The sequence below is a fragment of the Pseudomonas fluvialis genome (assembly GCF_002234375.1).
GTDB classification, from domain to species: Bacteria; Pseudomonadota; Gammaproteobacteria; order Pseudomonadales; family Pseudomonadaceae; genus Aquipseudomonas; species Aquipseudomonas fluvialis.
Genome location: NZ_NMQV01000024.1, coordinates 1 through 22,389 on the forward strand (window position 1 = coordinate 1; position 22,389 = coordinate 22,389).

The following is a 22,389-nucleotide window of genomic DNA, read 5'->3' on the forward strand; positions in this document are numbered from 1 at the left end:
CTCAAGAGTTGAGGCCTCCACGAAACCCGGGGCGATTCACTTTCTCGGAATTTTCCGAGAAAGAATCAGGTAGCCATGGGGCAGTGACTAGTTTTAACAGCGCTTGGATATCCCCTATTGGCCGGAAACCACCAGATACGACGGACCGCTTTGGGTCGCTTACTGCCGGTCACGGCAGGCGGAAGCCGGCCAATAGAGTTCATCTGTCGATTTTGAAACCAATAGCAATTTATGCCCTTACGCTGGCGTCAACCATAGTCGGGAGCCGGGGTAGCTCGATGTGAAAACCTGTGAGGCCCTCTACCGAAGTACACCAGATGCGGCCTTTGTGGGCCTCGATGATCGAGCGGGTGATGGCCAGGCCCAGGCCGGCATTGCTCGGGCTGCCCTCGCGTCGAGCGGGGTCGACCCGGTAAAAGCGATCGAAGAGCTTCGCCAGGTGCTCCGGGGCAATTGTGCCGCCCGGGTTCTCGATGCTGAGGTTGGCGGTGTCGGCTGTCTGGTGGATTCGTAGCGCAATCGTCTGTCCTGGCGGCGTATAGCGCAGGGCATTGGACAGCAGGTTGGAAATTGCGCGGTAGAGCATCAGCCGGTCGCCCTGCGCTCGGCCCGTTCCCGTTACGGCGATTCGGATGTCGCGCTCTTCGGCCAGCAGGCGGTAGTAATCGGCCAGCTTGACGGCAACGTCCGCCAGTTCGATGTCGGTTCGCTCCGGGACGATCAGGCCGTTATCGGCCTTGGCCAGGAACAGCATGTCGTCGATCATCCGGGACATGCGCTTCAGGTCTTCCAGGTTGGCGTAGAGGTTCTCCTCGTAGGCCTCGGTATCGCGCTTTTGACTGAGCACCACCTCGGTGTGGGTCATCAGGTTGCTGAGCGGAGTGCGCAGCTCGTGGGCGATGTCGGCGGAGAAATTGGAAAGCCGGACGAAGGAATCTTCCAGCCGGGCCAGCATCGCGTTGAAGGATAGAACCAGTTGCTGCAGCTCCTGCGGTACCGGTCCCAGGGGAATGCGCTCCTGCAGAGAGCGGGCAGACATCGCGGTGGCTACCTGGGTGACCTGGCGCAGGGGGCCAAGGCCACTGCGTGCCACTGCCCAGCCCAGCGCGGCGCTGACCAGGGCGCTGAGGGTCAGGCCGATCCAGAACCAGCGCTGCAGGTTGTCGAGAAAGTGTGCGTGACTGGTGACGTCGAGGGCGAGTATCGCGGTGAGCGGCTGGGGCTGCCCCGTGACCTGGATTTTTGCGGTCACGCCCTGATATGTGTGCTCACCGTCTTGCCAGTCCCACATCCCGGCTTCGGCTCGCTTGGCAATGTCGGGAATCTTGACGGCTGCGGGCGCGGAAAACAGCACGGTGCCATCGCCGGAGAGGATGGTCGCCAGCAGATCCTGATGAGCGCCCAGCAGGGCCCGCAGTTGCGGTAATTCGGCGGCCAGGTTCGCGCCCTTGGCATTGTCGAGGATGTAGCGGGTGGATTCGAGTTTCTCGCTCAGTGCCTGCTGATCGAGCATCTTGAAGTGGTGCTGGCTGAGCATGTTGAAGCCCAGCCCCGCTGCGGCCAGGACGGCAATCACCACGGACATGAACATCAGACTCATGCGCGCGGTCAGCGACAGGTGACTGAACCTCACTCCGGCGCATCCATCATGTAGCCCATGCCACGGGCGGTATGGATCAGCTTGAGCTCGAAATCGTCGTCGATCTTGGCGCGCAGCCGGCGCACGGCAACCTCGATGACGTTGGTATCGCTGTCGAAGTTCATGTCCCAGACCTGGGAGGCGATCAACGACTTGGGGAGCACTTCGCCGCGTCGGCGTAGTAACAACTCCAACAATGAAAACTCCTTAGCTGTCAGGTCAATTCTTTTACCACCGCGGACAGCGCGTCGCTTCATCAGGTCGACTTCCAGGTTGGCTATCTTCATTGTGGTCTGTGACGTAGATGCAACACCCCGGCGCAACAGCGTTCTGACCCTGGCTAGCAGCTCTGAGAAAGCAAATGGCTTGATTAGATAGTCGTCCGCGCCAAGCTCCAGGCCCTTGACGCGATCCTCCACGCCGTCGCGAGCGGTCAGGAACAATACGGGAACATCCTTGCCTGCGGCGCGCACTCTGCGCAGCACCTCCCAGCCGTCCAGCCCCGGCATCATTACATCCAGTATTAGCAGGTCATAAGAGTCATTCAGCGCATGCTGAAGAGCATCTGTGCCTGTCATAACTCGGTCGACGTTAAAACCAGCCTCGGTGAGGCCTTGCTGCAGGTACGTGCCGGTTTTGGGCTCGTCTTCAGCAATCAGTAGTTTCATGCGCGAACACTCCTAGGGTCATGGGCCTTGAAGTTTGCAGGCAGTAAGTGGTGGTAACCAGAAGCTTACGAAAATGTAATTCTGGCTTCAGCTCGCTGACAGGGTGGCTTGTCTAAGGTGCAAGCATGAGCACTAGGTTGTGCTCTCGGCCCTCGACAGACCAAAAGCAGAGGTGCCGGCCATAGTTTGCACTGATGGAGACTGTCCCATGAAATCGCTGAAACCTTTGCTTCTGGTTGGTTCGCTACTGCTGTCTTCTATGGCTTGGGCCGAAGGGGGCAGCGACCGTGTATTCGAGCGCATCCAGCAGATGCGCGACAAAGCAGAAGTCGTGCTGAACCAGGCGGAGAAGGCCCCGGTCGGCGAGCGGCATGTGCACATGAAGGCGCATATGAACATGCTCGAAGACATCATGAGCCAGCTGCACAACGAGCATCCCGCGCCGAACATGTCTGCCGAAGAGCATCTGGCCTGGATGGAAAAGCATGACAAGTTGGTAGACGACGTGCTGGGTCAAATGATTCGAGAGCACAAGTTGATGATGGCCGATAAGGAATGCCATCAGTAAAGATTTCCCCCATCTTCCAGGTCTTTCGTGATTGCTCCTTTGGCCTAGCGGCGCCTTTATGGCGCCGTGTTTTTTCCCAGCTGACGCGATTGTAGTTTTGGGGTCAGCGGCCTGGCAGCAAGCGGGGAATAGCATGAGATTTCCAACACCCATCGCGAGGTCTCATCATGAAGCGCATACCCCTTAAGCTGTTGATCGGCACTCTGTTCATCAGCACCACTTTTCCGGCATTTGCCGAGGCCGGCGGCAGTAGCAATGGCATTGGGCAGCAGGCCCAGGCGACGCCGGCGACTCGTACCATCCTGATAAAGATGGACGACCTCAACTACAGCCAGAAAACGATCGATGTGAAACCGGGTGAAACCGTGCGCTTCGTTCTGAAGAACGAGGGCGCGTTGATGCATGAGTTCAACATCGGGCAGGCAGCTTCCCAGCTGGAACACCAGCGCAAGATGGCGTCCTTGTTCAAGGACGGCACATTGACCCCGACCGGCATGGCCGAACGCATTGTCTGGCATGAGCGTTATGGCACTGGTGATGCCAACCCGCCTGGGTATCCGGAAGTCATCAAAGCCAAGCATGACGATCCGAACGCGGTTCTCGTCGAGCCCGGCACAACCAAAGAGTTCGTGTGGACCTTCCCTCAGGCGGGCAGTTTGAGCTTCGCCTGTACATTGCCCGGACATTACCAGGCGGGAATGGTCGGTGAGTTTGCTCTGCGTTAGTCCGGCACCGGTGCTACCCGTTGGCCGTGGGCTGGGTAGCACCGATCTGACGAACCTTACTGAGATGTATTTTTCACGTCAGCGTACTGCCAGCTGCGCCTCCTTAGTATCGGGACTCATCCCTTCACAGCACCTCAGAGGCAAACCATGCAACTCAGACCCGCTTTCATAATCGCCACCCTTGGTTTGCTGCTCAATGCTGCCAATGTGCAGGCCAGTCCGAGCCACAAGAGCGACAGCATCGGCCAGCCGGGAGACAGTCAGGCCGTAGATCGCACCATCGAAGTGCGGATGGGGGATATCTTCTTCAAGCCCAAAGCAATGGAGATCAAAGCAGGCGAGACGATTCGCTTCGTCCTGAAAAACGACGGCGCACTGCTACACGAATTCAATCTTGGCAAAGCGGCATCCCATGCCGCACACCAGAAAGAAATGGCCGCGATGTTTCAGAACGGCACTCTGCCTCCAGCCGGTGCACATGACATGAGCAATATGGGCCATGCCATGGGTGGCATGAAAATGGCCGGCATGGAGCACGATGCCTCCAACAGTGTTCTTGTCGGACCTGGTGCTCGCGAAGAGTTGATCTGGACCTTCTCCGCTGCCACCGAACTGGAGTTCGCCTGCAATATTCCAAGACATTATCAGTCAGGAATGGTCGGTAAGGTAATCGTCCGTTGACGTCTACCGATACTCGTCAACTCCGCCCAGTCTGGGACACCTATGCTGATCCAGGCGCCATTGAAACGAGGCTATTGTCATGGACCATACCCATCACACCAGAACCACTGAGTCACCTTTTTGGAAGAGCAAGATTGGCATTGCGCTGATCATGCTGGCCGTAATCGGCATCTTCTATGTGGCACGCGAGCATTACGGTCATATCTCGCAGGCCCTGCCATACCTCATCCTGCTGTTATGCCCGCTTATGCACCTGTTTGGCCACAATCATGGCGGGCAATCCCACGCCAGCGGTGCCGCGGTTTCCAAGGACGAAGATAGGAAATAAATCGCATGCGAAACTCTTCATGCCACGATCACGGACACGCCCACAACTCGGACGATCAAACGGAAAGGCAACGCGACCCTGTGTGTGGCATGGAGGTGAAACCTGATAGCCCATACCGCGAGAGCGTTGAAGGGAAGACCTACCGCTTCTGCAGTGCCAAATGCCTGCAGAAGTTTCAAGTTGATCCCCTCTCGTACATGGGCCACTCGTCTCACGCAGCACATCCGCATGCGAGTCAGCCTCCGATATCGGCATCAGCAGGCGCCGAATACACCTGTCCGATGCATCCTGAAATTCGCCAGCCAATCCCAGGCAACTGCCCGATTTGTGGCATGACGCTGGAGCCGGTCATCCCGGAGCTGGAAGAGGAAGAGAACCCTGAGCTGAAGGACTTTTCCCGACGGTTCTGGTGGACTCTACCGCTGACAGTGATCGTCACCCTGCTGGCGATGGCTGGCCACTCCCTGCAGCTGATGCACGGCACGCAGCAGAACTGGGTCGAGCTGGCGCTGGCCACCCCGGTGACGCTATGGGGCGGCTGGGTGTTCTTTACCCGTGGCATCGACTCGATACTCCGCCGCAGCCCGAACATGTGGACGCTGATCGGTCTGGGCACCGCCGCCGCCTACTTCTACAGCGTGGCCGCCACTCTGGTGCCGCAGTGGTTCCCGGCGGCCTTCCTCCAGGACGGGCGCATCGGCGTCTATTTCGAGGCGGCCGCGGTGATCATCTCGCTCACCCTGCTGGGGCAGATGCTCGAACTCAAGGCCCGCTCGCAGACCTCGGCGGCGATCAAGTCGCTGCTGGGGCTGGCACCGAAGACGGCGCGGCGCATCGGGGCCGATGGCCGCGAGGAGGACATCCCGCTGACCCATGTCCACCAGGGCGATCATCTGCGGGTCCGCCCGGGCGAGAAGGTGCCGGTGGACGGCACGGTGCTGGAGGGGGAGAGTGCGGTCGACGAGTCGATGCTCACCGGCGAGCCGGTGCCGGTCACCAAGCGGGTCGGCGATGCGCTGATCGGCGCCACCCTGAACACCCACGGCAGCCTGGTGATGCAGGCGCAGAAGGTCGGCGCCGAAACCATGCTGTCGCAGATCGTGCAGATGGTGGCCCGGGCCCAGCGCTCCAAGGCGCCGATGCAGCGCATGGCCGATGCCGTGGCGGGGTATTTCGTGGTCGGGGTGATCCTGGTCGCGGTGCTGACCTTCCTCGGCTGGGGGCTGTTCGGGCCGGAGTCAGGCTGGGTGTTCGGCCTGATCAACGCGGTGGCGGTGCTGATCATCGCCTGTCCCTGCGCCCTGGGCCTGGCCACGCCGATGTCGGTGATGGTCGCGACGGGCAAGGCCGCCGGCAGCGGCGTGCTGTTCCGCGATGCCGGCGCCATCGAGAACCTGTGCAAGATCGACACCCTGATCGTCGACAAGACCGGCACCCTGACCGAAGGGCGCCCGGTATTCCACAGCGCGGAAGGCACCGGCGCCTTCGACTCCGGCGAGGTACTGCGCCTCGCCGCGAGCCTCGACCAGGGCAGTGAGCATCCGCTGGCGCATGCCATCGTCGATCACGCCCGCAGCAAAGGGCTCGTCCTGGCCAAGCCGGAGACCTTCGAATCGGGCTCCGGAATCGGGGTCCGCGGGCGCGTCGAGGGGCGCTCGCTGCAGCTGGGTAACACGGCGCTGATGGATGAGGCGGGCGTCGACATCGACCCGCTGCGCAATCGTGCCGAACAACTGCGCCTGGAGGGCATCAGCATCATCTACCTGGCGGTCGACGGCCGCCTGGCGGGCCTGCTGGCTGTTTCCGACCCGATCAAACCCACCTCCCAGCAGGCGGTCTCCAGACTGCAAGGCGAGGATGTGAAAGTCATCATGGCCACCGGCGATGGCCTGACCACGGCCAGGGCGGTCGCCCGGCAGCTGGGCATCGAGGAGGTGCACGGCGAGGTCAAGCCGCAGGACAAGGAGCAACTGGCCGCCGCCCTGCAGGGCCAGGGCCGGCGTGTCGCCATGGCCGGTGATGGGATCAACGATGCACCGGCCCTGGCCAGGGCCGACGTGGGCATCGCCATGGGCACAGGCACCGACGTGGCCATGAACAGCGCCCAGGTGACTCTGGTCAAGGGCGACCTCATGGGCATCCTGCGCGCGCGCACCCTGTCGCTGGCCACGGTGCGCAACATGCGCCAGAACCTGGTCTTTGCCTTCCTCTACAACGCCATGGGCATCCCGCTGGCGGCCGGCTTGCTGTACCCGTTGACGGGTCATCTGCTGTCACCGCTGGTCGCTGCCCTGGCGATGAGCGTCAGTTCGGCGTCGGTGGTCTTCAATGCGCTGCGCCTGCGGCAGACCCGGATCGACTAGTCGGGCAACGGCCCGGCGCTGATCTGCATTTATTCCTCACAGGCTGCTTGACCTTGCCAATGTGTCAAGGTTGAAGCTGAAGGTACGGCAACGGGTGCCGTTCCTGAGATGAGGTGATTTATGGTCGTTTTGCAGGTGACTGGAATGAGCTGTGGCGGCTGCGTGAGCAAGATCACGAGGGCGATCCAAGCCCTGGATCAGCAGGCACGGATCGAGGCAGACCTGGCCACTGGCAGGGTGGTGGTCGAGACTAGCGAAAACGCGGCAAGCCTGCGTGAGCTGGTGCAGCGGTTGGGCTTTGGCGCCGAGATTGGCGCATAGGCAAGACTGCGATCTTGGCGAGGCCGGTGGCCATCACGCCCCGGCCTTGAGACGCACCAGCAGCCCATCACTGACCCACTGGCGCAACCAGACGGCTGCCTGCAGCGGCGCCTGTTCGCCATGATGGGGGAGCAGCGCCGCGCAGAGCCCGGAGAAGGACTCGCCGCCTACGAACGAGCGCAGGGCCGTCGCTTCGTCTGGCTCCAGGCTGCGATAGCGGCAGAGCAGATCATGCCGCCATACCAGGCAACTGCAGGCGTCGGGCAGGCGGATGAGTTCCGGGAGCGGTTCGCCGTCCTTGGCAGCCTTCCATAGCGCCAGCGTGTTGTACTGCAGCTGCAGCCAGTTGACCGAGGGTGCCAGCGACGACCGGAGAGAGACCCAGTCTTCGGCCGGGAGGCAGGCCATGTCTGCTGCCGAGAGCACCTCGGCATCCGCGGCATCGAACGCCAGGGTAAAGGCCCACTCCAGCGTGGCGAGCTCGCGCAGCGGCGACAGCTGCGGCTCCGCGACATAGCCGGCGATGAACTCGGGGAGCTTCTCGCCCAGCCAACGCAGGCTGAAGTGTCGCGGCGGCCAGGCGGCGAGATAGGCCAGCGCCAGTTGCTCGAAGGACTCCGTGCCCAGCCATTGCTGCAGCGCCGGGAAGTCCTCGCGCAGCACCGCCAGCAGGCGTGCGCGGTAGGCGTTGTGATAGATCCGCAGGCCGTCGGCGGCGCCCAGTGCGGCGCTGCCCTGCAGCTGCTCCAGCAGTTCGGCCGGGGGGCGATCGGATGCGCCGGCCAGATAGGCCTGCAGGGCTTGCTGCAGTGCACTCAGCTGCATGGTTCGGCGCTCAGGGCCTGATCGGCAAGTGTGCGGGCCTGCTCCAATTCGGCCAGCAGCTCGTCGAGGGGCGGGAAATGATCGTCGCGTTCAATCAAGGTGGCGGTCGGCCCGAGATGGGACAGGGCCTTGCCGTAAAGCGCCCAGACCGGATCGGCGATGGGCGCATCGTGGGTGTCGATAAGGTACTGGCCGTAGTCGCTGTGCCCCGCCAGGTGAATCTGGCGGATGCGTTCGCGCGGCAGCTCCAGGATGAACTGCCAGGGATCGAAGCCCTGGTTGCGCGAGCTGACATAGACATTGTTCACATCGAGCAGCAGCTCGCAGCCGGTCATCTGGCTCAGTCGCGCGAGGAACTGCGATTCGCTCATGCAGGAGCTTTTCCACTGCAGGTAGGCGGAGACGTTCTCCAGCACCAGGGGGCGCTCCAGGATGTCCTGCACCACATGCACCCGCTCGGCGACATGCCGCAGGCTTTCCTCGGTGAAGGGCAGGGGCAGCAGGTCATGCAGCTGATGGGCACTGTCCCGACTCCAGCACAGGTGGTCGGAGACCCACTGAGGCCTGACCCGGTCGGCCAGCTTACGCAGCCGGCGCAGGTAATCGAGATCCAGGGCATGGGCGCCGCCGATCGACAGCGAAACCCCGTGCATGACCAAGGGATAGTGTTCCTTGATCGCGTCGAGAAAGTAGAGGGCCTTACCGCCGTCCACCAAGTAGTTCTCGGAGATGACCTCGAACCAGTCGACCGCTGGGCGCTGCTCCAGGATCTGCTGGTAATACTCGCTGCGTAGGCCAAGGCCGAAACCCAGCGTAGTGCGCATGCTCATTCACTGCTCCAGCATGGGGAGTGGCGGGCACTCCCCGGGGCGGCATCACTCGCTGGTCTTGCCACCGGCTTCGTCGCACTGGGCTTGGGTCATCAGTTTGAAGCCCTGGCCCTTGCACTCGCCCTGGCCTTTGCAGGAGTTCTTGGCGGTCATGCAGTCGTTCTGGCCCTTGCAGCCATTGACGCCGAAACACTTCACTTCTCCCGTTTGGGCATCTTGCATCGCCTGTGCCGGCAGGGTGTTGAAGAGGCTGGCTGCCATAAGGGCCAGGGCGGCACCGGTGACGGTGCTGGATTTTGTCGACATGGTGATGATCTCTCTTGGTCATATCGGGGCAGGCCGTGCGTGGCCCGTTCAGGGGAAGCATAGGCATAGCTGCCGAGCCTGCCTTTCCAGGCGACCCGCAAGGCATCGGAAAGGCATAGACAGACACTACCGAGCGGGCGGGATGCTCGACAAGCAGGAAATGGCTACCTGACAGAACTGTAATTTCCGGCTCAGGCTTCTGACAGGGCGCCCTGGCTAAGGTGACGACGAACCCGATGCTCGGCCTCGGTTGCAAGAGGCTTACCCAACCCAAGAGGAACTCTAGATGAAAACGCTCAAAGTACTGTTCGCTGTGACCGCTCTCAGTGTTTCCGGCCTGGCCATGGCCGAGGGCGGTGCGGATCGGACGTTTGCGCGCATGGAGCAGGCCCGCCAGGCATCCATGGAAACCTATCAGGTCGCTCAGCAGCAAAAGGACGAGGCACCGGTCGCCAGTGAGCACGACAAGCAGCCTGGGCATGCCAACTGCTGAGCCAAGCTGACAGAAATGTAATCACCCTGAGGGGTGAGATATGGCAGTTTCATACTGCTCGTCGCCACAGTGTCCTGCGCACTGGCGAGCGAGCAAGTATCGAGGGGAAACCCGCTGCAACTGATGTCGAAAAAAATCCGACGCCGGTCCTGATAGTTCCGGCTCACCTGACTGGACGCAATGGCATGCAAAGCAAAACCACAAGACGAACCTTCGTCAAAGGCCTGGCCGCCACCGGTATTCTGGGCGGACTGGACATGTGGCGCACGCCGGTCTGGGCCGTGACCAGCCCCGGCCAGCCCAACGTGCTGAGTGGCACGGATTTCGATCTGTTTATCGGGGAAACCCCGGTAAACATCACGGGGGCGGCGCGTACCGCCATGACCATCAATGGCTCGCTGCCCGGACCGATCTTGCGCTGGCGGGAGGGCGACACGGTCACCCTGCGCGTGCGCAACCGGCTCAGGGAGGATACCTCCATCCATTGGCACGGCATGATCCTGCCCGCCAACATGGACGGCGTGCCCGGCCTGAGCTTCCATGGCATCGCTCCCGACGGGATGTACGAGTACCGCTTCAAGGTCAACCAGAACGGTACCTACTGGTACCACAGCCACTCCGGCCTGCAGGAGCAGGTGGGGGTCTACGGCGCCCTGGTGATCGACGCGAAAGAGCCTGAGCCGTTCAGCTACGACCGCGACTACGTGGTGTTGCTGAGCGACTGGACCGATGAGAACCCCGCTCGTGTCCTGGCCAAGCTGAAGAAGCAGTCGGACTACTACAACCAGCACAAGCGCACCGTCGGCGACTTCATCGATGACGTGAGCGAGATGGGCTGGTCGGCCGCGGTCGCCGATCGCAAGATGTGGGCCGAGATGAAGATGAGCCCCACCGACCTCGCCGACGTCAGTGCCTACACCTATACCTACCTGATGAACGGCCAGGCGCCGGACGGCAACTGGACCGGCCTCTTCAAGCCGGGCGAGAAGCTCCGCCTGCGCTTCATCAATGCCTCGGCCATGACCTACTTCGACGTGCGCATCCCGGGCCTGAAGATGACGGTAGTGGCGGCCGACGGGCAGTACGTCAAACCGGTCAGCGTCGACGAGTTCCGTATCGCCGTGGCCGAAACTTACGATGTCATAGTCGAGCCCGAGAGCGAGCAGGCCTACACCCTCTTCGCGCAATCCATGGACCGTACCGGCTATGCCCGCGGCACCCTGGCGGTGCGCGAGGGCCTGAGCGCGCCGGTACCGTCGCCTGACCCGCGTCCGCTGATCTCTATGGCGGACATGGGCATGGATCACGGCAGCATGGGTGGCATGGATCATGGCGCCACGCAGGGCGGTATGGACCATAGCCAGATGAGCGGCATGGACCATGGCAGCATGGCCGGTATGGATCACAGCCAGATGGCCGGCATGGATCATTCCGCAATGGCCGGCATGGGCGGCGCGATGCAGTCGCACCCGGCCTCCGAGACCGACAATCCGCTGGTCGACATGCAGACCATGACGCCGGTGCCCAAGCTGAGCGACCCGGGCATCGGCCTGCGCGACAACGGGCGGCGGGTCCTGACCTACGCGGATTTGCGCAGCACCTTCCCCGACCCCGATGGCCGCGAACCGGGGCGCACCATCGAACTGCACCTCACCGGGCACATGGAGAAGTTCTCCTGGTCGTTCGACGGCATCAAGTTCTCCGATGCCGAACCGCTGCGCCTCAAGTATGGCGAGCGGCTGCGTATCACCCTGGTCAACGACACCATGATGACCCACCCCATCCATCTGCATGGCATGTGGAGCGACCTGGAAGACGAAAACGGCAACTTCCTGGTGCGCAAGCACACCATCGACATGCCGCCGGGCTCGAAGCGCAGCTACCGCGTGACGGCCGATGCCCTGGGTCGCTGGGCCTACCACTGCCACCTGCTGCTGCACATGGAAATGGGCATGCTCCGTGAAGTGCGGGTGGACGAGTAAAGGAGATAACCGATGAACAATTTACCCAAGCGCCGCGCCCTGCTCGCGCTGGCCGTGTCGCTGGGCGCCCTGGGCAGCGGCGCCGCCCTGGCGGCGGAAATGGATCATGCGGCCATGGGCCACGGCAGCATGCCGATGGATCACAGCCAGATGAACCATGGCGCTGCCCAGGCACCGATGAAGGGCATGGACCACAGCCAAATGAACCACGGCGCCATGGATCATTCCCAGATGAACCATGGTCCTGCTCAGGCCCCGATGAAGGACATGGACCACGGCCAGATGAACCATGGCGCCATGCCGGGGCAGATGAAAGGGATGGATCATGGAGGCATGGATCACTCCCAGATGAACCATGGTTCTGCCGAGGCGCCGCGAACCACCAGCCGTACGCCCATTCCGGTGCTGACCGACGCCGACCGTCAGGCGGCGTTTCCGCCGTTACCCGGCCATTCGGTGCATGACAGTGGCCTGAACAGCTTCTTCCTGCTCGATCAGCTCGAATACCAGGATGCCGATGAGGGCAGCACCCTGGCCTGGGCAGCCTCCGGCTGGGTGGGTGGCGACATCGACCGGCTCTGGTTCCGTTCAGAAGGTGAACGCACCAACGGCGTCACCGAGGATGCTGAGCTGCAGCTACTGTATGGGCACTCGATCGGACCCTGGTGGGATGTTGTCGCTGGTGTCCGCCAGGACTTCAAGCCCGAATCACCGCAGACCTGGGCGGCCTTCGGCGTGCAGGGCATGGCGCTCTATGCCTTCGAGACCGAGGCCACCGCCTTCGTCGGCGAGAACGGCCAGACCGCGGCTCGCCTGGAGGGTGAGTACGACATTCTGCTGACCAACCGGCTGATTCTGCAGCCCACCGCCGAAGTGAATTTCTATGGCAAGAACGACCCCGAGCGGGGCGTCGGTTCGGGGCTGGCCAACACCGAGCTGGGCTTGCGCCTGCGCTACGAAATCGTCCGTCAGTTCGCGCCCTATATCGGCGTGTCCTGGAACCGTGTCTATGGCAACACCTCAGATATGGCGCGTGACGAAGGTGGAGACAAGGAAGAGGCGCGTCTGGTCGCCGGTGTTCGGATGTGGTTTTGAGAGCCTGATATGAAAAGAACAATTGTGACCCTGGTGGCGGCAGGAGCGGTCGGTAGCGTTGCGCTACTGGCTGGGGCCTATTCCGGCCTGGTCAACGTCGGCGCCGACGATCCCCATTTCCCGGCCGTGCACGCCTTCCTCACGATGGCGCGTGATCGCTCCATAGAAGTCCGCTCGCGGAACATCGAGGTGCCCAAACTGGACGACGAGGCGCTGATCCGTGCGGGTGCCGGCAACTACAACGCTATGTGCATCGGTTGTCATCTGGCGCCGGGCGTGGCCAAGACTGAGCTGAGCCAGGCGCTCTATCCGGCGCCCCCCAATCTGTCCGAGGTCGGTATCGATGGCAGTCCGGCCGCCACCTTCTGGGTCATCAAGCACGGCATCAAGGCCAGTGGCATGCCGGCCTGGGGCACCAGCATGGGTGACGAGTACATCTGGGGCATGGTCGCCTTCATCAACCAGATGCCCGGGATGGACGCCGCGCAATACCAGGCCCTGGTGGCATCCAGCAGCGGTCACCAGCATGGCGGTGGCGAAAGCCGGATGCACAACCATGAAGGGCAGCATGGCGACAACAAGCCGGGCCATCATGACGGTGCAGCTGCAGGCGAGGGTCACCATGGTTCTGGGGCTGCAGAAGCAGCACCTGGACACCATGATGCGGCTGCAGATCACCATGGTGGTGCGGCCTCCGGCACCGATCCTCACGCAGAGAATGCTTCCACTGAGGATACGGGCGGCTCCGGTGCTCATCATGCGGAGCAACCCCCGAAAACCGCCCCCAAGACCCACACTCACAGTGATGGCAAGGAGCACGTACATGAAGGTTAAAAGCAAAGCCGTGCGCCTGGCGGCCCTGACCGCCTTGTTCAGCATCACTGCCGTACAGGCCGCCGAGTCCATGACTATCGATGTGCACCGGGATGCCAATTGCGGCTGCTGCAAGAAGTGGATCTCGCATCTGGAAGCGAACGGCTTCACGGTTGTCGACCACGTTGAAAGCGACATGGCCTCGGTGAAGCAGAAGCTGGGAGTCGCTCCTCGACTGGCGTCGTGCCATACCGCGGTGATTGACGGCAAGTTCGTCGAAGGTCATGTGCCGGCCGCTCAGGTAGTCGAGCTCTCCAAGCGCAATGACTTGGTCGGTATCGCCGTTCCCGGGATGCCGGCGGGCTCTCCAGGAATGGAGGTCGGTAGCGTGCAGCATGCCTACCAAGTCATCGGTCTGACCAATGCGGGCACTGACCAGATCGTTGCTGAGTATCCCGGTCAGTAGTACTCCGCGAGGCCAGTCACCGGATAGCCGGGAGCCTTTATCCCGGCGCGGTAGAGGGTGAGTCGGTTGCTGGAGCTATGATTTCTAAAGAAAGCCATGGCGCATGGCTAAGGGAGAAGACGATGTCACGTAATGCACTGATCGGAATCTGCATGGTTGCGGTGTCTCTCGGCGCCATCGCCCAAGATGATGCTGAGGACCACTCGGCCCACCATCCGGCCGATGCGCCAGCACCGCTGTTTCCTCTGCCTTACTCAGGTTCTTATCCATGGGCTGCCTCGCTATCACCGGGTTCAAGAGATTTCGCTTTCATCCAGGCAATCACTCTTCCGATGATGATGCTGGCCACTGCGGCTAGAGCAAACGGCATCACTCTGGTAATCAGCACAAGAGCAAGCGCGCCGGCAGTGCCGCCACCAGCGACAGCTCCAAGCACAGGGGCTCTGCGATACGCAGCGATGAGGCAACAAATGCAGTCAACCAAGAGCAGCAGCGCGCCGAGGTATAGCACTTCGAGTTCGGTTTTGATCACGACTTGCTGGCCTGTTGGCGATACTTGTAGAGGGTGCTTCGGCTGATCTTCAGCGCCTTGCAGATCTCGTCGGGCGTACGATTCTGATCACCTGCCAGGGCTTGTATCGCGGCAATCGTTTCTGGCGGCACACCAGGCCGCCCGCCTTGCCGCCCTCTGGCACGTGCCGCTTCGAGGCCGGCAAAGGTGCGTTCTCGAATCAGGTTTCTCTCGAACTCCGCCATCGCAGCGAAAACATGGAAAACCAGGCGGCCGGCAGCGCTGGTGGTGTCGATCTGTTCCTTCAGGCTTTCAAGGCCCACGCCAGTGGATTCGAGGTTGGCAGTGAGGCGCAGCAACTCGGACATCGAGCGGCCGAGGCGGTCAAGCCGCCAGACAACCAGAACATCGCCAGGTCTTGCAAATGCCAGCGCTTCATCAAGACCGGGGCGCGATGCTTTGGCACCACTCATCTTGTCGCTGAAGATCCGCTCGCAACCGGCAGCGGTCAGCGCGTCATGCTGAAGATCGAGCTGCTGATCATCCCGTGATACTCGCGCGTACCCAATCTTCATTGTCCGAATTCTCGTCAGCATGGAATGTTTACGTATTTTGATTTAAAGACGAGTTTAAATCAATCGTAAGCGCTGACTATTGGGCGTCGGGAGAGGTAGCTGTACGTGTCCGTAAAACAACCGTTTTGGAGATTGAGCCTTGAGTGTGGTTGCCCTGCGCGCTTCGTAACCATAAGCACCAGAGAGCTACCCAGAGGTGCCAGTAAGTCTAGGCAGCACCGGCCGATAGCGATTGACCTCAATAGTCCGCTTCCGGCCAAAAGCGGCCATTGATCATCAGCAAAATCAGGGGCTATTCACTTCTCTTAGAAATGACTTTCTGGTTACCAATTGATATTGGCTTAATGGTTGGTGATTCACCCTATGCACGCTGAACAGCGCCATCGATAATCAGTCTTGTAACTTTGCCGAGTGGGGTGTCGACATGCGCTGGCTTGTTGGTTTGCTAATGCTTGGAGTGTGCAGCGCGGCTTCTGCTCAAGATGCGGATGAGGCGGCGCTGTTGGCTGCCGTCAATAGCTACCGCAGTGAGCCTCGCCTGTGTGCGCAGCAGGTGTTTGAGGCGTTGCCGCCGTTGTTCGCTGAGCAGCGTTTGCGTTTGGGGTTGCAGCCTGCAGGGGACTTGCAGGCGGAAGTGGCAGCCAAAGGCTATCCAATGGCCAGTGTGCAGGCGATCAGCCTCTCCGGGCCGCGCGATGTGCAGGGCGCCATGCAGGCACTGCGTGACAGTTTTTGCTCGCTGCTACTTAGTCCGGAGTTTGTCGATTTTGCTTTGAGTCGTGAGGGGCGGGAGTGGCGTATTGTCTTGGCTCGCCCTCTATTGGCTAGCCGGTTGGATGCACCTCGTGTTGAAGGGGAGGCACTGTTGGTGCTGCTCAATAGCGCACGCAGCCAGGCACGCCAGTGTGGCGGGCAAGCGTTTGCCGCCGCCCCAGCGCTGCGCTGGAGTGCCGTGCTGGCAGGGGTGGCTGAGGGACATAGCCGGGCTATGGCCAATCGCAACTTCTTTGCGCATCGTGGTGAGGATGGCAGTATTCCCGGCGATCGCGTGGAGTTGGCTGGTTACAGTGCCAGTCTGGTGGGTGAAAACCTGGCGGCTGCCCTGGATAGCCCGCAGCGCGTGCTGCAAGCCTGGCTGGACAGCCCGGCACATTGCGCCAACCTGATGAATGCGCGTTTCCGCGAGGCTGGCATTGCCTATGCGGTCGATCCGAAAAGCGCGGCGGGTATCTATTGGACCGCGCTCTTTGCTGCGCCCTAGTGCTGTGTAGAGCGGGCGCTTACTGGCTGGCAGCCGGCCAAGTGGGGCCGGCAGACCAGAGTCGGTAGCGGATCTCGACATCCTGCGGGGCAAAGATGACCAGCGGTAGCTTGCTGTTGTAGCGCAGCATCACTGGTTCGCCAGCGACCTGTACGAACGCTTCTTGTGGTTCCTGCTCGGGGCAGGCCATCAGCGTGCTGATGCCTGGGCCTACGTTCTGCAGCACATAGTAGTCATAGCCCCAGCCCTGTACCGTCTGCTGCTGCCACTGGCCGCTCAAACGCTGCTGATTACAGTCAATCTGTAGGGTTTTGCCGGCGATCAGCTCCACTTGGTAATCGCTTTCGGTGTCTTTGGCAGGTAGATCAATGACATGGCGTTGTAGCCCGGGGAGTGTGCTCGGATAGACGCTAAGCGTTTCGGCTGTCGTTGCGCAGGCGCTCAGTGGCAGGCAGCACGCCATAATGAGTAGAGGCAGTGGTCGATTGAGCATGGCGTATCCTTGGTCAGCGAGCTGACACGGCGTATCCGTTGAGGTGAACGAGTCGTGTCATGTGACCGGGCAAAGCCCCGCGGGGTTCCCTAATCAGTGCATGGTGGGGGGATTGCCGGGGTGTTCAGCCATGTTCAGGGCTTGGCGAGTCAGTTGGTCGAGCAGGCGGTTACGTTGCCGCTCAGCTTGTCGCATGGCCTGGCTGCCATGTTGTTTTAGCAGGTAGGTATGAATCTGCCGTACTTCACGCGACTGGAAGATGGGCTGCAAGTCTTGTACGGCCACCCAGCCATCGGCGGCCTGTGCCTGACTGTTCATCAATACTTGAGGCCCGCGCGCGCCCAGTACCTGAAAGCCTAGCTGGCGGAACATGGCAACCTGGTTGGGTACGCAGGCCAGCGCAAGATGGGGATGGAGCAGGCGTAACTGCTTCAGCAAGGCGCGTCCGATGCCCTGGCGACGTTGTGCGCTGTTGACGGCCAGGTAAAGCAGGGTGGCCGCCTGGGGATCGCCGATGCAGGGTAGATACAGCGCAAAGCCCAGCACGTGCAGAGGATCCTCGTCTGCCAGGGCGAGCAGCAGACGAGCGCTGGCGTTGGCATCGCTACCCATGTCTTGCAGGTATAGGTGTACTTCGTACCCCAGAACGTACTGGTACAGTGCATAAAGCGGGTTGCTGGGTTGCAACGGGAGTGGGCTGAGGTCGCTGAAATAGTCCACGACCATCTGCAGCAACTGGCTCTTCAGCGACTCCGCAGGCGGCGTATTAAGGTGCAGTAAGGTGAACATCGGGACGGGTCGTTTCGGCTAAGGCGGGTGAGGGTAGTTTAATCGTTCGCGATACAGGGCTGCGCAGTACACATCACGCCGACTAAAATGCCTCGATCACAGTCTGTACCTAGAGGAGTTCTATGCATGCCAACCTATGACTATCGCTGTGAGGCCAATGGCCAGGTCTATGAAGTACGGCATGGCATGACGTTGCAGCCGCGTACCTGGGGCGAGTTGCGGAGTGCGGGTGGCTTGCCGGCTGATCCGGCGATTGCCGATGAGACGCCGGTAACCCGTCTATTGAGTGCGGCGGGTGTGGTCAACAGCCGGGTGCTGAAAAATCCCGAAGCACCTGCCTGTGCCCGCAACGGCTGCGCGGGCAATTGCCGTTAGGCGCAATGCGCTTCCGACAGGGGGAAGCGCATTGCCGGTGCAGGTCTGATCAGTCCCAGCTCAGCGCGCCCCCGGTCTGATACTCGATCACGCGGGTCTCGAAGAAGTTCTTCTCTTTCTTTAGATCCATGATTTCGCTCATCCACGGGAAGGGATTGGTGGTGCCCGGGTACTCTTCCTTCAGGCCAATCTGGGTCAGGCGGCGGTTGGCAATGAATTTGAGGTAGTCCTCCATCATCGCGGCGTTCATGCCCAACACGCCGCGCGGCATGGTGTCGCGTGCGTATTCGATTTCCAGCTGGGTGCCCTGCAGGATCATCTGCGTCGCTTCGTCCTTCATGGCGGCATCCCACAGGTGCGGGTTCTCGATCTTGATCTGGTTGATCATGTCGATGCCGAAATTCAGGTGCATGGATTCATCACGCAGGATGTACTGGAACTGTTCGGCGGTGCCGGTCATCTTGTTGCGGCGGCCCATCGAGAGGATCTGGGTGAAGCCGCAGTAGAAGAAGATGCCTTCCAGTACGCAGTAGTAGGCGATCAGGTTCTTGAGAAACTGTCGATCGGTTTCTGGGGTGCCCGTCTGGAAGGTGGGGTCGGAGATCGAGCGGGTGTACTTGAGGCCCCAGCTGGCCTTTTTCGCGACGCTGGGGATCTCGTGGTACATGTTGAAAATCTCGCCCTCGTCCATGCCCAGCGATTCGATGCAGTACTGGTAGGCGTGGGTGTGGATCGCTTCCTCGAAGGCCTGACGGAGGATGTACTGGCGGCATTCGGGGTTGGTGATCAGGCGGTAGACGGCCAGCACCAGGTTGTTCGCGACCAGGCTGTCGGCGGTGGAGAAGAAGCCAAGGTTACGTTTGACGATGCGCCGCTCATCTTCGGAGAGGCCGTCGGCACTTTTCCACAGGGCGATGTCGGCGGTCATGTTGACCTCCTGCGGCATCCAGTGGTTAGCGCAACCGTCCAGGTATTTTTGCCAGGCCCAATCGTATTTGAAGGGCACCAGCTGGTTGAGGTCGGCGCGACAGTTGATCATGCGTTTTTCGTCGACGCGTACGCGCGCACCGGCGCCTTCCAGGTCATCCAGGCCTTCCTGGATATCCAGTTCATTGAGCGCAGCTTTGGCGCGAGCCACGGCGGCTGAGTCATCGGCACTGACGGCACGGGCCTGGCTGACGCTGGCATCGCTGTGGCTGTCTGGCGTATTGACCGGCAGGGCGGCTTGCAAGGGGGCGGCCTGGTCTTCGGGTTTGGTGAATTCGTCCCAGCTCAGCATGTGAGTAGCTCCTTGTGGGGACCGGCGGGCCGGTCGGCTGTTGGTTGCTGTTGCGTGGCTGCACAACAGCGCAATGTGTTGGGGCCTGCGTTATCTCCGCGGACAACGCAGGCTGCCGCTTGCCTCACTGGCAGGCTTCGCAGTCCGGGTTGTCAATGCTGCAGGCCTTGGGCACCGGTGCCGGCCCGGCGGCCTGTAGCGATGCTTCGCCACCGCTGGATACGGCATTGAGCGCGCCGGTGGTAATGGTCGATTTCTCGGTACTGGTCGCCGCCAGGGCGCGGAGGTAGTAGGTGGTCTTCAGGCCTCGGTACCAGGCCATGCGATAGGTGACGTCGAGCTTCTTGCCTGATGCACCGGCGATATACAGGTTCAGCGACTGTGCCTGGTCGAGCCACTTCTGGCGGCGGCTGGCGGCGTCGACTATCCAGCGCGGTTCGACTTCGAAGGCGGTGGCGTAGCGTTCCTTGAGATCCTGAGGAATGCGCTCGATCTGCTGCAGGGAGCCGTCGAAGTACTTGAGGTCGTTAACCATGACCGCATCCCAGAGGCCGCGTGCCTTGAGATCACGTACCAGGTAGGGGTTGATCACGGTGAACTCGCCAGAGAGGTTCGACTTCACATAGAGGTTCTGATAGGTCGGCTCGATCGACTGCGAGACGCCGACGATGTTGGAGATGGTCGCGGTCGGCGCGATGGCCATGATGTTGGAGTTGCGGATACCTTTCTTCACACGCTCGCGCAACGGTGCCCAGTCCAGCGACTCGGAGAGGTCGACCTCGATGTACTTCTGGCCGCGTTGCTCGATGAGGATCTGCTGCGAGTCCAGCGGCAGGATGCCCTGGCTCCACAAGGAACCCTCGAAGGTTGCATAGCTGCCGCGCTCCTCGGCCAGCTCGCAGGAGGCCTGGATGGCGAAGTAGCTGATGGCTTCCATCGAGCGGTCGGCGAACTCCACGGCAGCCTGCGAGCCGTAGGCCAGCTGCTGCAGGTACAGGGCATCCTGGAAGCCCATCAGGCCGAGGCCGACCGGACGGTGCTTGAGGTTGGAGTTGCGTGCCTGGGGTACCGAGTAATAGTTGATGTCGATGACGTTATCCAGCATGCGCACGGCAGTGCTGACGGTGCGGCGCAGTTTCTCCAGGTCGAGCTTGCCGTCGACGATGTGCTGCGGCAGGTTCACCGAGCCCAGGTTGCATACGGCGATCTCGTCGGGCGAGGTGTTCAGGGTGATCTCGGTGCACAGGTTGGAGCTGTGCACCACGCCCACATGTTGTTGCGGGCTGCGCAGGTTGCACGGGTCCTTGAAGGTGATCCACGGGTGGCCAGTCTCGAACAGCATCGAGAGCATCTTGCGCCACAGGTCCTTGGCGGCGATGGTCTTGTGCAGCTTGAGCTTGCCGTAGCCGGCCATGGCTTCGTAGTACTCGTAGCGCTCTTCGAAGGCCTTGCCGGTCAGGTCGTGCAAATCGGGCACATCGGAGGGGCTGAACAGGGTCCAGGGGCCGTCGTCGAACACGCGCTTCATGAACAGGTCGGGAATCCAGTTGGCGGTGTTCATGTCGTGGGTACGACGACGGTCGTCACCGGTGTTCTTGCGCAGTTCGAGGAATTCTTCGATATCCAGGTGCCAGGTCTCCAGGTAGGCGCAGACCGCGCCCTTGCGCTTGCCGCCCTGGTTGACCGCCACCGCGGTGTCGTTGACCACCTTGAGGAAGGGCACCACGCCCTGGCTCTTGCCGTTGGTGCCCTTGATGTAGGCGCCCAGGGCGCGCACCGGGGTCCAGTCGTTGCCCAGGCCGCCGGCGAATTTGCTCAGCAGGGCGTTGTCGCGCAGGGCGCTGTAGATGCCGCCCAGGTCGTCCGGCACGGTGGTCAGGTAGCAGCTGGAGAGCTGCGGACGCAGGGTGCCGGCGTTGAACAGGGTGGGCGTGGAGGCCATGTAGTCGAACGAGGAGAGCAGGTTGTAGAACTCGATGGCGCGCTCTTCCTTCTGCGGCTCCTCGATAGCCAGGCCCATGGCGACGCGCATGAAGAAGATCTGCGGCAGCTCGAAGCGCACGTCATCCTTGTGCAGGAAGTAACGGTCGTAAAGGGTCTGCAGGCCAAGGTAGGCAAACTGCTGATCACGCTGGTGGTCGAGTGCCTTGGCCAGTCGCTGCAGATCGAAGCTGGCCAGGCGTGGATCGAGCAGTTCCAGCTCCACCCCCTTGGAGACGTAGGCTGGCAGGGCTTCTGCGTAGCGGCTGGCCATTTCCTGATGGGTGGCGCTGCCGGCAATGCCGAGGAAGCTCAGTGCTTCGCCGCGCAGGGTATCGAGCAGCAGGCGCGCCGTGACATAGCTGTAGTTGGGCTCACGCTCGACCAGGGTTCGTGCGGTCATGACCAGAGCGGTATTGACGTCTTTCTCGGCGACACCGTCGTAGAGGTTCTTCAGGCTCTCACGCTCAATCAGCCCGGCATCCACTTCGCTGAGGCCTTCGCAGGCTTCGCTGATGATGGTGTGCAGGCGGCCCAGATCCAGGGGGCTCTGGCTGCCATCGGGATGGCTGACCCGAATGCTTGGGTGTGCCTGGCTGATGTTGGCCTGGCGGCTCTTGCGGGCCTGTGCATGGGCTTCACGGTACAGAACGTAGTCGCGGGCAACCTTGTGCTCGCCGGCGCGCATCAGGGCCAGTTCTACCTGGTCCTGGATATCTTCGATATGCAGGGTGCCCCCGGAGGGCAGGCGACGCCGGAAGGTGGCGGTGACCTGTGCGGTCAGGCGTGCCACGGTGTCGTGGATACGCGAAGAGGCGGCGGCAGTACCGCCTTCCACGGCGAGGAATGCCTTGCTGATGGCCACGCTGATCTTGTCGTCGGTGTATGGCACCACGCTGCCATTGCGCTTGATCACGCGCAGTTGGCCGGGTGCATTGACGCGCAGCTCGTCGCTGGCGGGCAGGTCGGCAAAGGGGGCCGCGGCGCTGCCGGAAGGCTGCTGGTTGTCAGTGTGCATGGGGT

24 protein-coding genes are annotated in these 22,389 nt (G+C 61.5%); 13 read left to right on the top strand and 11 right to left on the bottom strand.

Going from position 1 to position 22,389, the window contains the following annotated elements; translation table 11 throughout:
- Positions 1–229: 229 nt before the first annotated feature.
- Both CFY91_RS12770 and CFY91_RS12775 read right to left on the bottom strand, forming a co-directional pair.
- Entirely contained in the window at positions 230–1,633 is a 1,404-nt protein-coding gene (locus tag CFY91_RS12770) for a heavy metal sensor histidine kinase (protein ID WP_093986762.1), read from the bottom strand.
- Entirely contained in the window at positions 1,630–2,307 is a 678-nt protein-coding gene (locus CFY91_RS12775; protein ID WP_093986763.1) for a heavy metal response regulator transcription factor, read from the bottom strand. The genes CFY91_RS12770 and CFY91_RS12775 overlap by 4 nt, the downstream gene beginning before the upstream one ends.
- A 208-nt stretch (positions 2,308–2,515) precedes the next feature.
- On the opposite strand from CFY91_RS12775, the gene CFY91_RS12780 reads away from it, so the two are divergent.
- The 6 genes from CFY91_RS12780 to CFY91_RS12805 all read left to right on the top strand — a co-directional run bounded on the left by CFY91_RS12780 (position 2,516) and on the right by CFY91_RS12805 (position 7,293).
- On the top strand, positions 2,516–2,875 hold the full coding sequence (locus tag CFY91_RS12780) for a co-regulatory protein PtrA N-terminal domain-containing protein (protein WP_009686140.1): 360 nt from the start codon (positions 2,516–2,518) through the stop codon (positions 2,873–2,875).
- 167 nt (positions 2,876–3,042) lie between these two features.
- A complete protein-coding gene (locus tag CFY91_RS12785; RefSeq protein WP_093986764.1) occupies positions 3,043–3,600 on the top strand; it encodes a cupredoxin domain-containing protein in 558 nt (185 codons plus the stop codon).
- Positions 3,601–3,747: 147 nt separating this feature from the next.
- Positions 3,748–4,281 (top strand): cupredoxin domain-containing protein, encoded by a 534-nt coding sequence (locus tag CFY91_RS12790; protein ID WP_093986765.1) that lies wholly within the window; start codon positions 3,748–3,750, stop codon positions 4,279–4,281.
- Positions 4,282–4,360: 79 nt separating this feature from the next.
- Positions 4,361–4,609 (top strand): DUF2933 domain-containing protein, encoded by a 249-nt coding sequence (locus CFY91_RS12795; protein WP_093986766.1) that lies wholly within the window; start codon positions 4,361–4,363, stop codon positions 4,607–4,609.
- A gap of 5 nt (positions 4,610–4,614) precedes the next feature.
- The gene (locus CFY91_RS12800; RefSeq protein WP_093986767.1) at positions 4,615–6,972 is read left to right on the top strand and encodes a heavy metal translocating P-type ATPase; all 2,358 of its coding nucleotides are present in this window, start codon (positions 4,615–4,617) and stop codon (positions 6,970–6,972) included.
- Positions 6,973–7,092: 120 nt separating this feature from the next.
- Complete coding sequence (locus tag CFY91_RS12805) at positions 7,093–7,293, top strand: heavy-metal-associated domain-containing protein (protein WP_093986768.1); 201 nt, start codon at positions 7,093–7,095, stop codon at positions 7,291–7,293.
- A gap of 33 nt (positions 7,294–7,326) precedes the next feature.
- On the opposite strand, the gene CFY91_RS12810 is transcribed toward CFY91_RS12805, so the two are convergent.
- Genes CFY91_RS12810 through bufA2 form a run of 3 tightly spaced genes read right to left on the bottom strand, consistent with a single transcriptional unit; the run spans position 7,327 to position 9,254 of the window.
- Entirely contained in the window at positions 7,327–8,118 is a 792-nt protein-coding gene (locus tag CFY91_RS12810; RefSeq protein WP_093986769.1) for an HvfC/BufC N-terminal domain-containing protein, read from the bottom strand.
- Positions 8,109–8,948: an MNIO family bufferin maturase gene (bufB, locus tag CFY91_RS12815; protein WP_093986770.1), complete on the bottom strand. Its 840-nt coding sequence runs from the start codon at positions 8,946–8,948 to the stop codon at positions 8,109–8,111. Before bufB ends, CFY91_RS12810 begins: the two co-directional genes overlap by 10 nt.
- Before the next feature lie 45 nt (positions 8,949–8,993).
- Positions 8,994–9,254, bottom strand: a complete 261-nt coding sequence (gene bufA2, locus CFY91_RS12820; RefSeq protein ID WP_093986771.1) for a BufA2 family periplasmic bufferin-type metallophore — start codon at positions 9,252–9,254, stop codon at positions 8,994–8,996.
- Between the two features lie 286 nt (positions 9,255–9,540).
- On the opposite strand from bufA2, the gene CFY91_RS12825 reads away from it, so the two are divergent.
- The 5 genes from CFY91_RS12825 (at position 9,541) to CFY91_RS12845 (ending at position 14,103) form a co-directional block, all read left to right on the top strand.
- A complete protein-coding gene (locus CFY91_RS12825) occupies positions 9,541–9,747 on the top strand; it encodes a co-regulatory protein PtrA N-terminal domain-containing protein (protein ID WP_093986772.1) in 207 nt (68 codons plus the stop codon).
- A gap of 185 nt (positions 9,748–9,932) precedes the next feature.
- Positions 9,933–11,729, top strand: coding sequence for a copper resistance system multicopper oxidase (locus CFY91_RS12830; protein ID WP_093986773.1), 1,797 nt, complete (start codon positions 9,933–9,935; stop codon positions 11,727–11,729).
- Positions 11,730–11,741: 12 nt separating this feature from the next.
- Positions 11,742–12,824: a copper resistance protein B gene (locus CFY91_RS12835; protein ID WP_093986774.1), complete on the top strand. Its 1,083-nt coding sequence runs from the start codon at positions 11,742–11,744 to the stop codon at positions 12,822–12,824.
- A gap of 9 nt (positions 12,825–12,833) precedes the next feature.
- The gene (locus CFY91_RS12840; protein WP_093986775.1) at positions 12,834–13,658 is read left to right on the top strand and encodes a c-type cytochrome; all 825 of its coding nucleotides are present in this window, start codon (positions 12,834–12,836) and stop codon (positions 13,656–13,658) included.
- The gene (locus CFY91_RS12845) at positions 13,648–14,103 is read left to right on the top strand and encodes a DUF411 domain-containing protein (protein ID WP_093986776.1); all 456 of its coding nucleotides are present in this window, start codon (positions 13,648–13,650) and stop codon (positions 14,101–14,103) included. The genes CFY91_RS12840 and CFY91_RS12845 overlap by 11 nt, the downstream gene beginning before the upstream one ends.
- A gap of 262 nt (positions 14,104–14,365) precedes the next feature.
- On the opposite strand, the gene CFY91_RS12850 is transcribed toward CFY91_RS12845, so the two are convergent.
- Together CFY91_RS12850 and CFY91_RS12855 are read right to left on the bottom strand one after the other, a co-directional pair.
- The gene (locus CFY91_RS12850) at positions 14,366–14,635 is read right to left on the bottom strand and encodes a hypothetical protein (protein WP_093986777.1); all 270 of its coding nucleotides are present in this window, start codon (positions 14,633–14,635) and stop codon (positions 14,366–14,368) included.
- Positions 14,632–15,189, bottom strand: a complete 558-nt coding sequence (locus CFY91_RS12855; RefSeq protein WP_093986778.1) for a recombinase family protein — start codon at positions 15,187–15,189, stop codon at positions 14,632–14,634. The genes CFY91_RS12850 and CFY91_RS12855 overlap by 4 nt, the downstream gene beginning before the upstream one ends.
- A gap of 424 nt (positions 15,190–15,613) precedes the next feature.
- Between CFY91_RS12855 and CFY91_RS12860 the strand changes: the two genes are divergently transcribed.
- The gene (locus CFY91_RS12860; RefSeq protein ID WP_093986779.1) at positions 15,614–16,450 is read left to right on the top strand and encodes a CAP domain-containing protein; all 837 of its coding nucleotides are present in this window, start codon (positions 15,614–15,616) and stop codon (positions 16,448–16,450) included.
- Positions 16,451–16,469: 19 nt separating this feature from the next.
- On the opposite strand, the gene eco is transcribed toward CFY91_RS12860, so the two are convergent.
- The gene (gene eco / locus CFY91_RS12865) at positions 16,470–16,943 is read right to left on the bottom strand and encodes a serine protease inhibitor ecotin (protein ID WP_093986780.1); all 474 of its coding nucleotides are present in this window, start codon (positions 16,941–16,943) and stop codon (positions 16,470–16,472) included.
- A 93-nt stretch (positions 16,944–17,036) separates the two neighbouring features.
- Complete coding sequence (locus CFY91_RS12870; RefSeq protein WP_093986781.1) at positions 17,037–17,732, bottom strand: GNAT family N-acetyltransferase; 696 nt, start codon at positions 17,730–17,732, stop codon at positions 17,037–17,039.
- A gap of 126 nt (positions 17,733–17,858) precedes the next feature.
- Between CFY91_RS12870 and CFY91_RS12875 the strand changes: the two genes are divergently transcribed.
- Positions 17,859–18,107 (top strand): FmdB family zinc ribbon protein, encoded by a 249-nt coding sequence (locus CFY91_RS12875; RefSeq protein WP_093986782.1) that lies wholly within the window; start codon positions 17,859–17,861, stop codon positions 18,105–18,107.
- 49 nt (positions 18,108–18,156) lie between these two features.
- Here CFY91_RS12875 and CFY91_RS12880 read toward each other — a convergent pair whose 3' ends face one another.
- Both CFY91_RS12880 and CFY91_RS12885 read right to left on the bottom strand, forming a co-directional pair.
- The gene (locus tag CFY91_RS12880; RefSeq protein ID WP_093986783.1) at positions 18,157–19,386 is read right to left on the bottom strand and encodes a ribonucleotide-diphosphate reductase subunit beta; all 1,230 of its coding nucleotides are present in this window, start codon (positions 19,384–19,386) and stop codon (positions 18,157–18,159) included.
- Positions 19,387–19,510: 124 nt separating this feature from the next.
- Positions 19,511–22,384: a ribonucleoside-diphosphate reductase subunit alpha gene (locus tag CFY91_RS12885; RefSeq protein WP_093986784.1), complete on the bottom strand. Its 2,874-nt coding sequence runs from the start codon at positions 22,382–22,384 to the stop codon at positions 19,511–19,513.
- Between the last annotated feature and the right edge of the window lie 5 nt (positions 22,385–22,389).

Coding starts and splice junctions, on each gene's coding strand:
- CFY91_RS12870 (WP_093986781.1), bottom strand. CDS start 17,732: ATGTTCACCTTACTGCACCTTAATACGCCGCCTGCGGAGTCGCTGAAG.
- CFY91_RS12810 (WP_093986769.1), bottom strand. CDS start 8,118: ATGCAGCTGAGTGCACTGCAGCAAGCCCTGCAGGCCTATCTGGCCGGC.
- CFY91_RS12775 (WP_093986763.1), bottom strand. CDS start 2,307: ATGAAACTACTGATTGCTGAAGACGAGCCCAAAACCGGCACGTACCTG.
- CFY91_RS12825 (WP_093986772.1), top strand. CDS start 9,541: ATGAAAACGCTCAAAGTACTGTTCGCTGTGACCGCTCTCAGTGTTTCC.
- bufB (WP_093986770.1), bottom strand. CDS start 8,948: ATGAGCATGCGCACTACGCTGGGTTTCGGCCTTGGCCTACGCAGCGAG.
- CFY91_RS12785 (WP_093986764.1), top strand. CDS start 3,043: ATGAAGCGCATACCCCTTAAGCTGTTGATCGGCACTCTGTTCATCAGC.
- CFY91_RS12860 (WP_093986779.1), top strand. CDS start 15,614: ATGCGCTGGCTTGTTGGTTTGCTAATGCTTGGAGTGTGCAGCGCGGCT.
- CFY91_RS12855 (WP_093986778.1), bottom strand. CDS start 15,189: ATGAAGATTGGGTACGCGCGAGTATCACGGGATGATCAGCAGCTCGAT.
- CFY91_RS12885 (WP_093986784.1), bottom strand. CDS start 22,384: ATGCACACTGACAACCAGCAGCCTTCCGGCAGCGCCGCGGCCCCCTTT.
- CFY91_RS12880 (WP_093986783.1), bottom strand. CDS start 19,386: ATGCTGAGCTGGGACGAATTCACCAAACCCGAAGACCAGGCCGCCCCC.
- CFY91_RS12875 (WP_093986782.1), top strand. CDS start 17,859: ATGCCAACCTATGACTATCGCTGTGAGGCCAATGGCCAGGTCTATGAA.
- CFY91_RS12800 (WP_093986767.1), top strand. CDS start 4,615: ATGCGAAACTCTTCATGCCACGATCACGGACACGCCCACAACTCGGAC.
- CFY91_RS12835 (WP_093986774.1), top strand. CDS start 11,742: ATGAACAATTTACCCAAGCGCCGCGCCCTGCTCGCGCTGGCCGTGTCG.
- bufA2 (WP_093986771.1), bottom strand. CDS start 9,254: ATGTCGACAAAATCCAGCACCGTCACCGGTGCCGCCCTGGCCCTTATG.
- CFY91_RS12845 (WP_093986776.1), top strand. CDS start 13,648: ATGAAGGTTAAAAGCAAAGCCGTGCGCCTGGCGGCCCTGACCGCCTTG.
- eco (WP_093986780.1), bottom strand. CDS start 16,943: ATGCTCAATCGACCACTGCCTCTACTCATTATGGCGTGCTGCCTGCCA.
- CFY91_RS12830 (WP_093986773.1), top strand. CDS start 9,933: ATGCAAAGCAAAACCACAAGACGAACCTTCGTCAAAGGCCTGGCCGCC.
- CFY91_RS12780 (WP_009686140.1), top strand. CDS start 2,516: ATGAAATCGCTGAAACCTTTGCTTCTGGTTGGTTCGCTACTGCTGTCT.
- CFY91_RS12840 (WP_093986775.1), top strand. CDS start 12,834: ATGAAAAGAACAATTGTGACCCTGGTGGCGGCAGGAGCGGTCGGTAGC.
- CFY91_RS12795 (WP_093986766.1), top strand. CDS start 4,361: ATGGACCATACCCATCACACCAGAACCACTGAGTCACCTTTTTGGAAG.
- CFY91_RS12790 (WP_093986765.1), top strand. CDS start 3,748: ATGCAACTCAGACCCGCTTTCATAATCGCCACCCTTGGTTTGCTGCTC.
- CFY91_RS12805 (WP_093986768.1), top strand. CDS start 7,093: ATGGTCGTTTTGCAGGTGACTGGAATGAGCTGTGGCGGCTGCGTGAGC.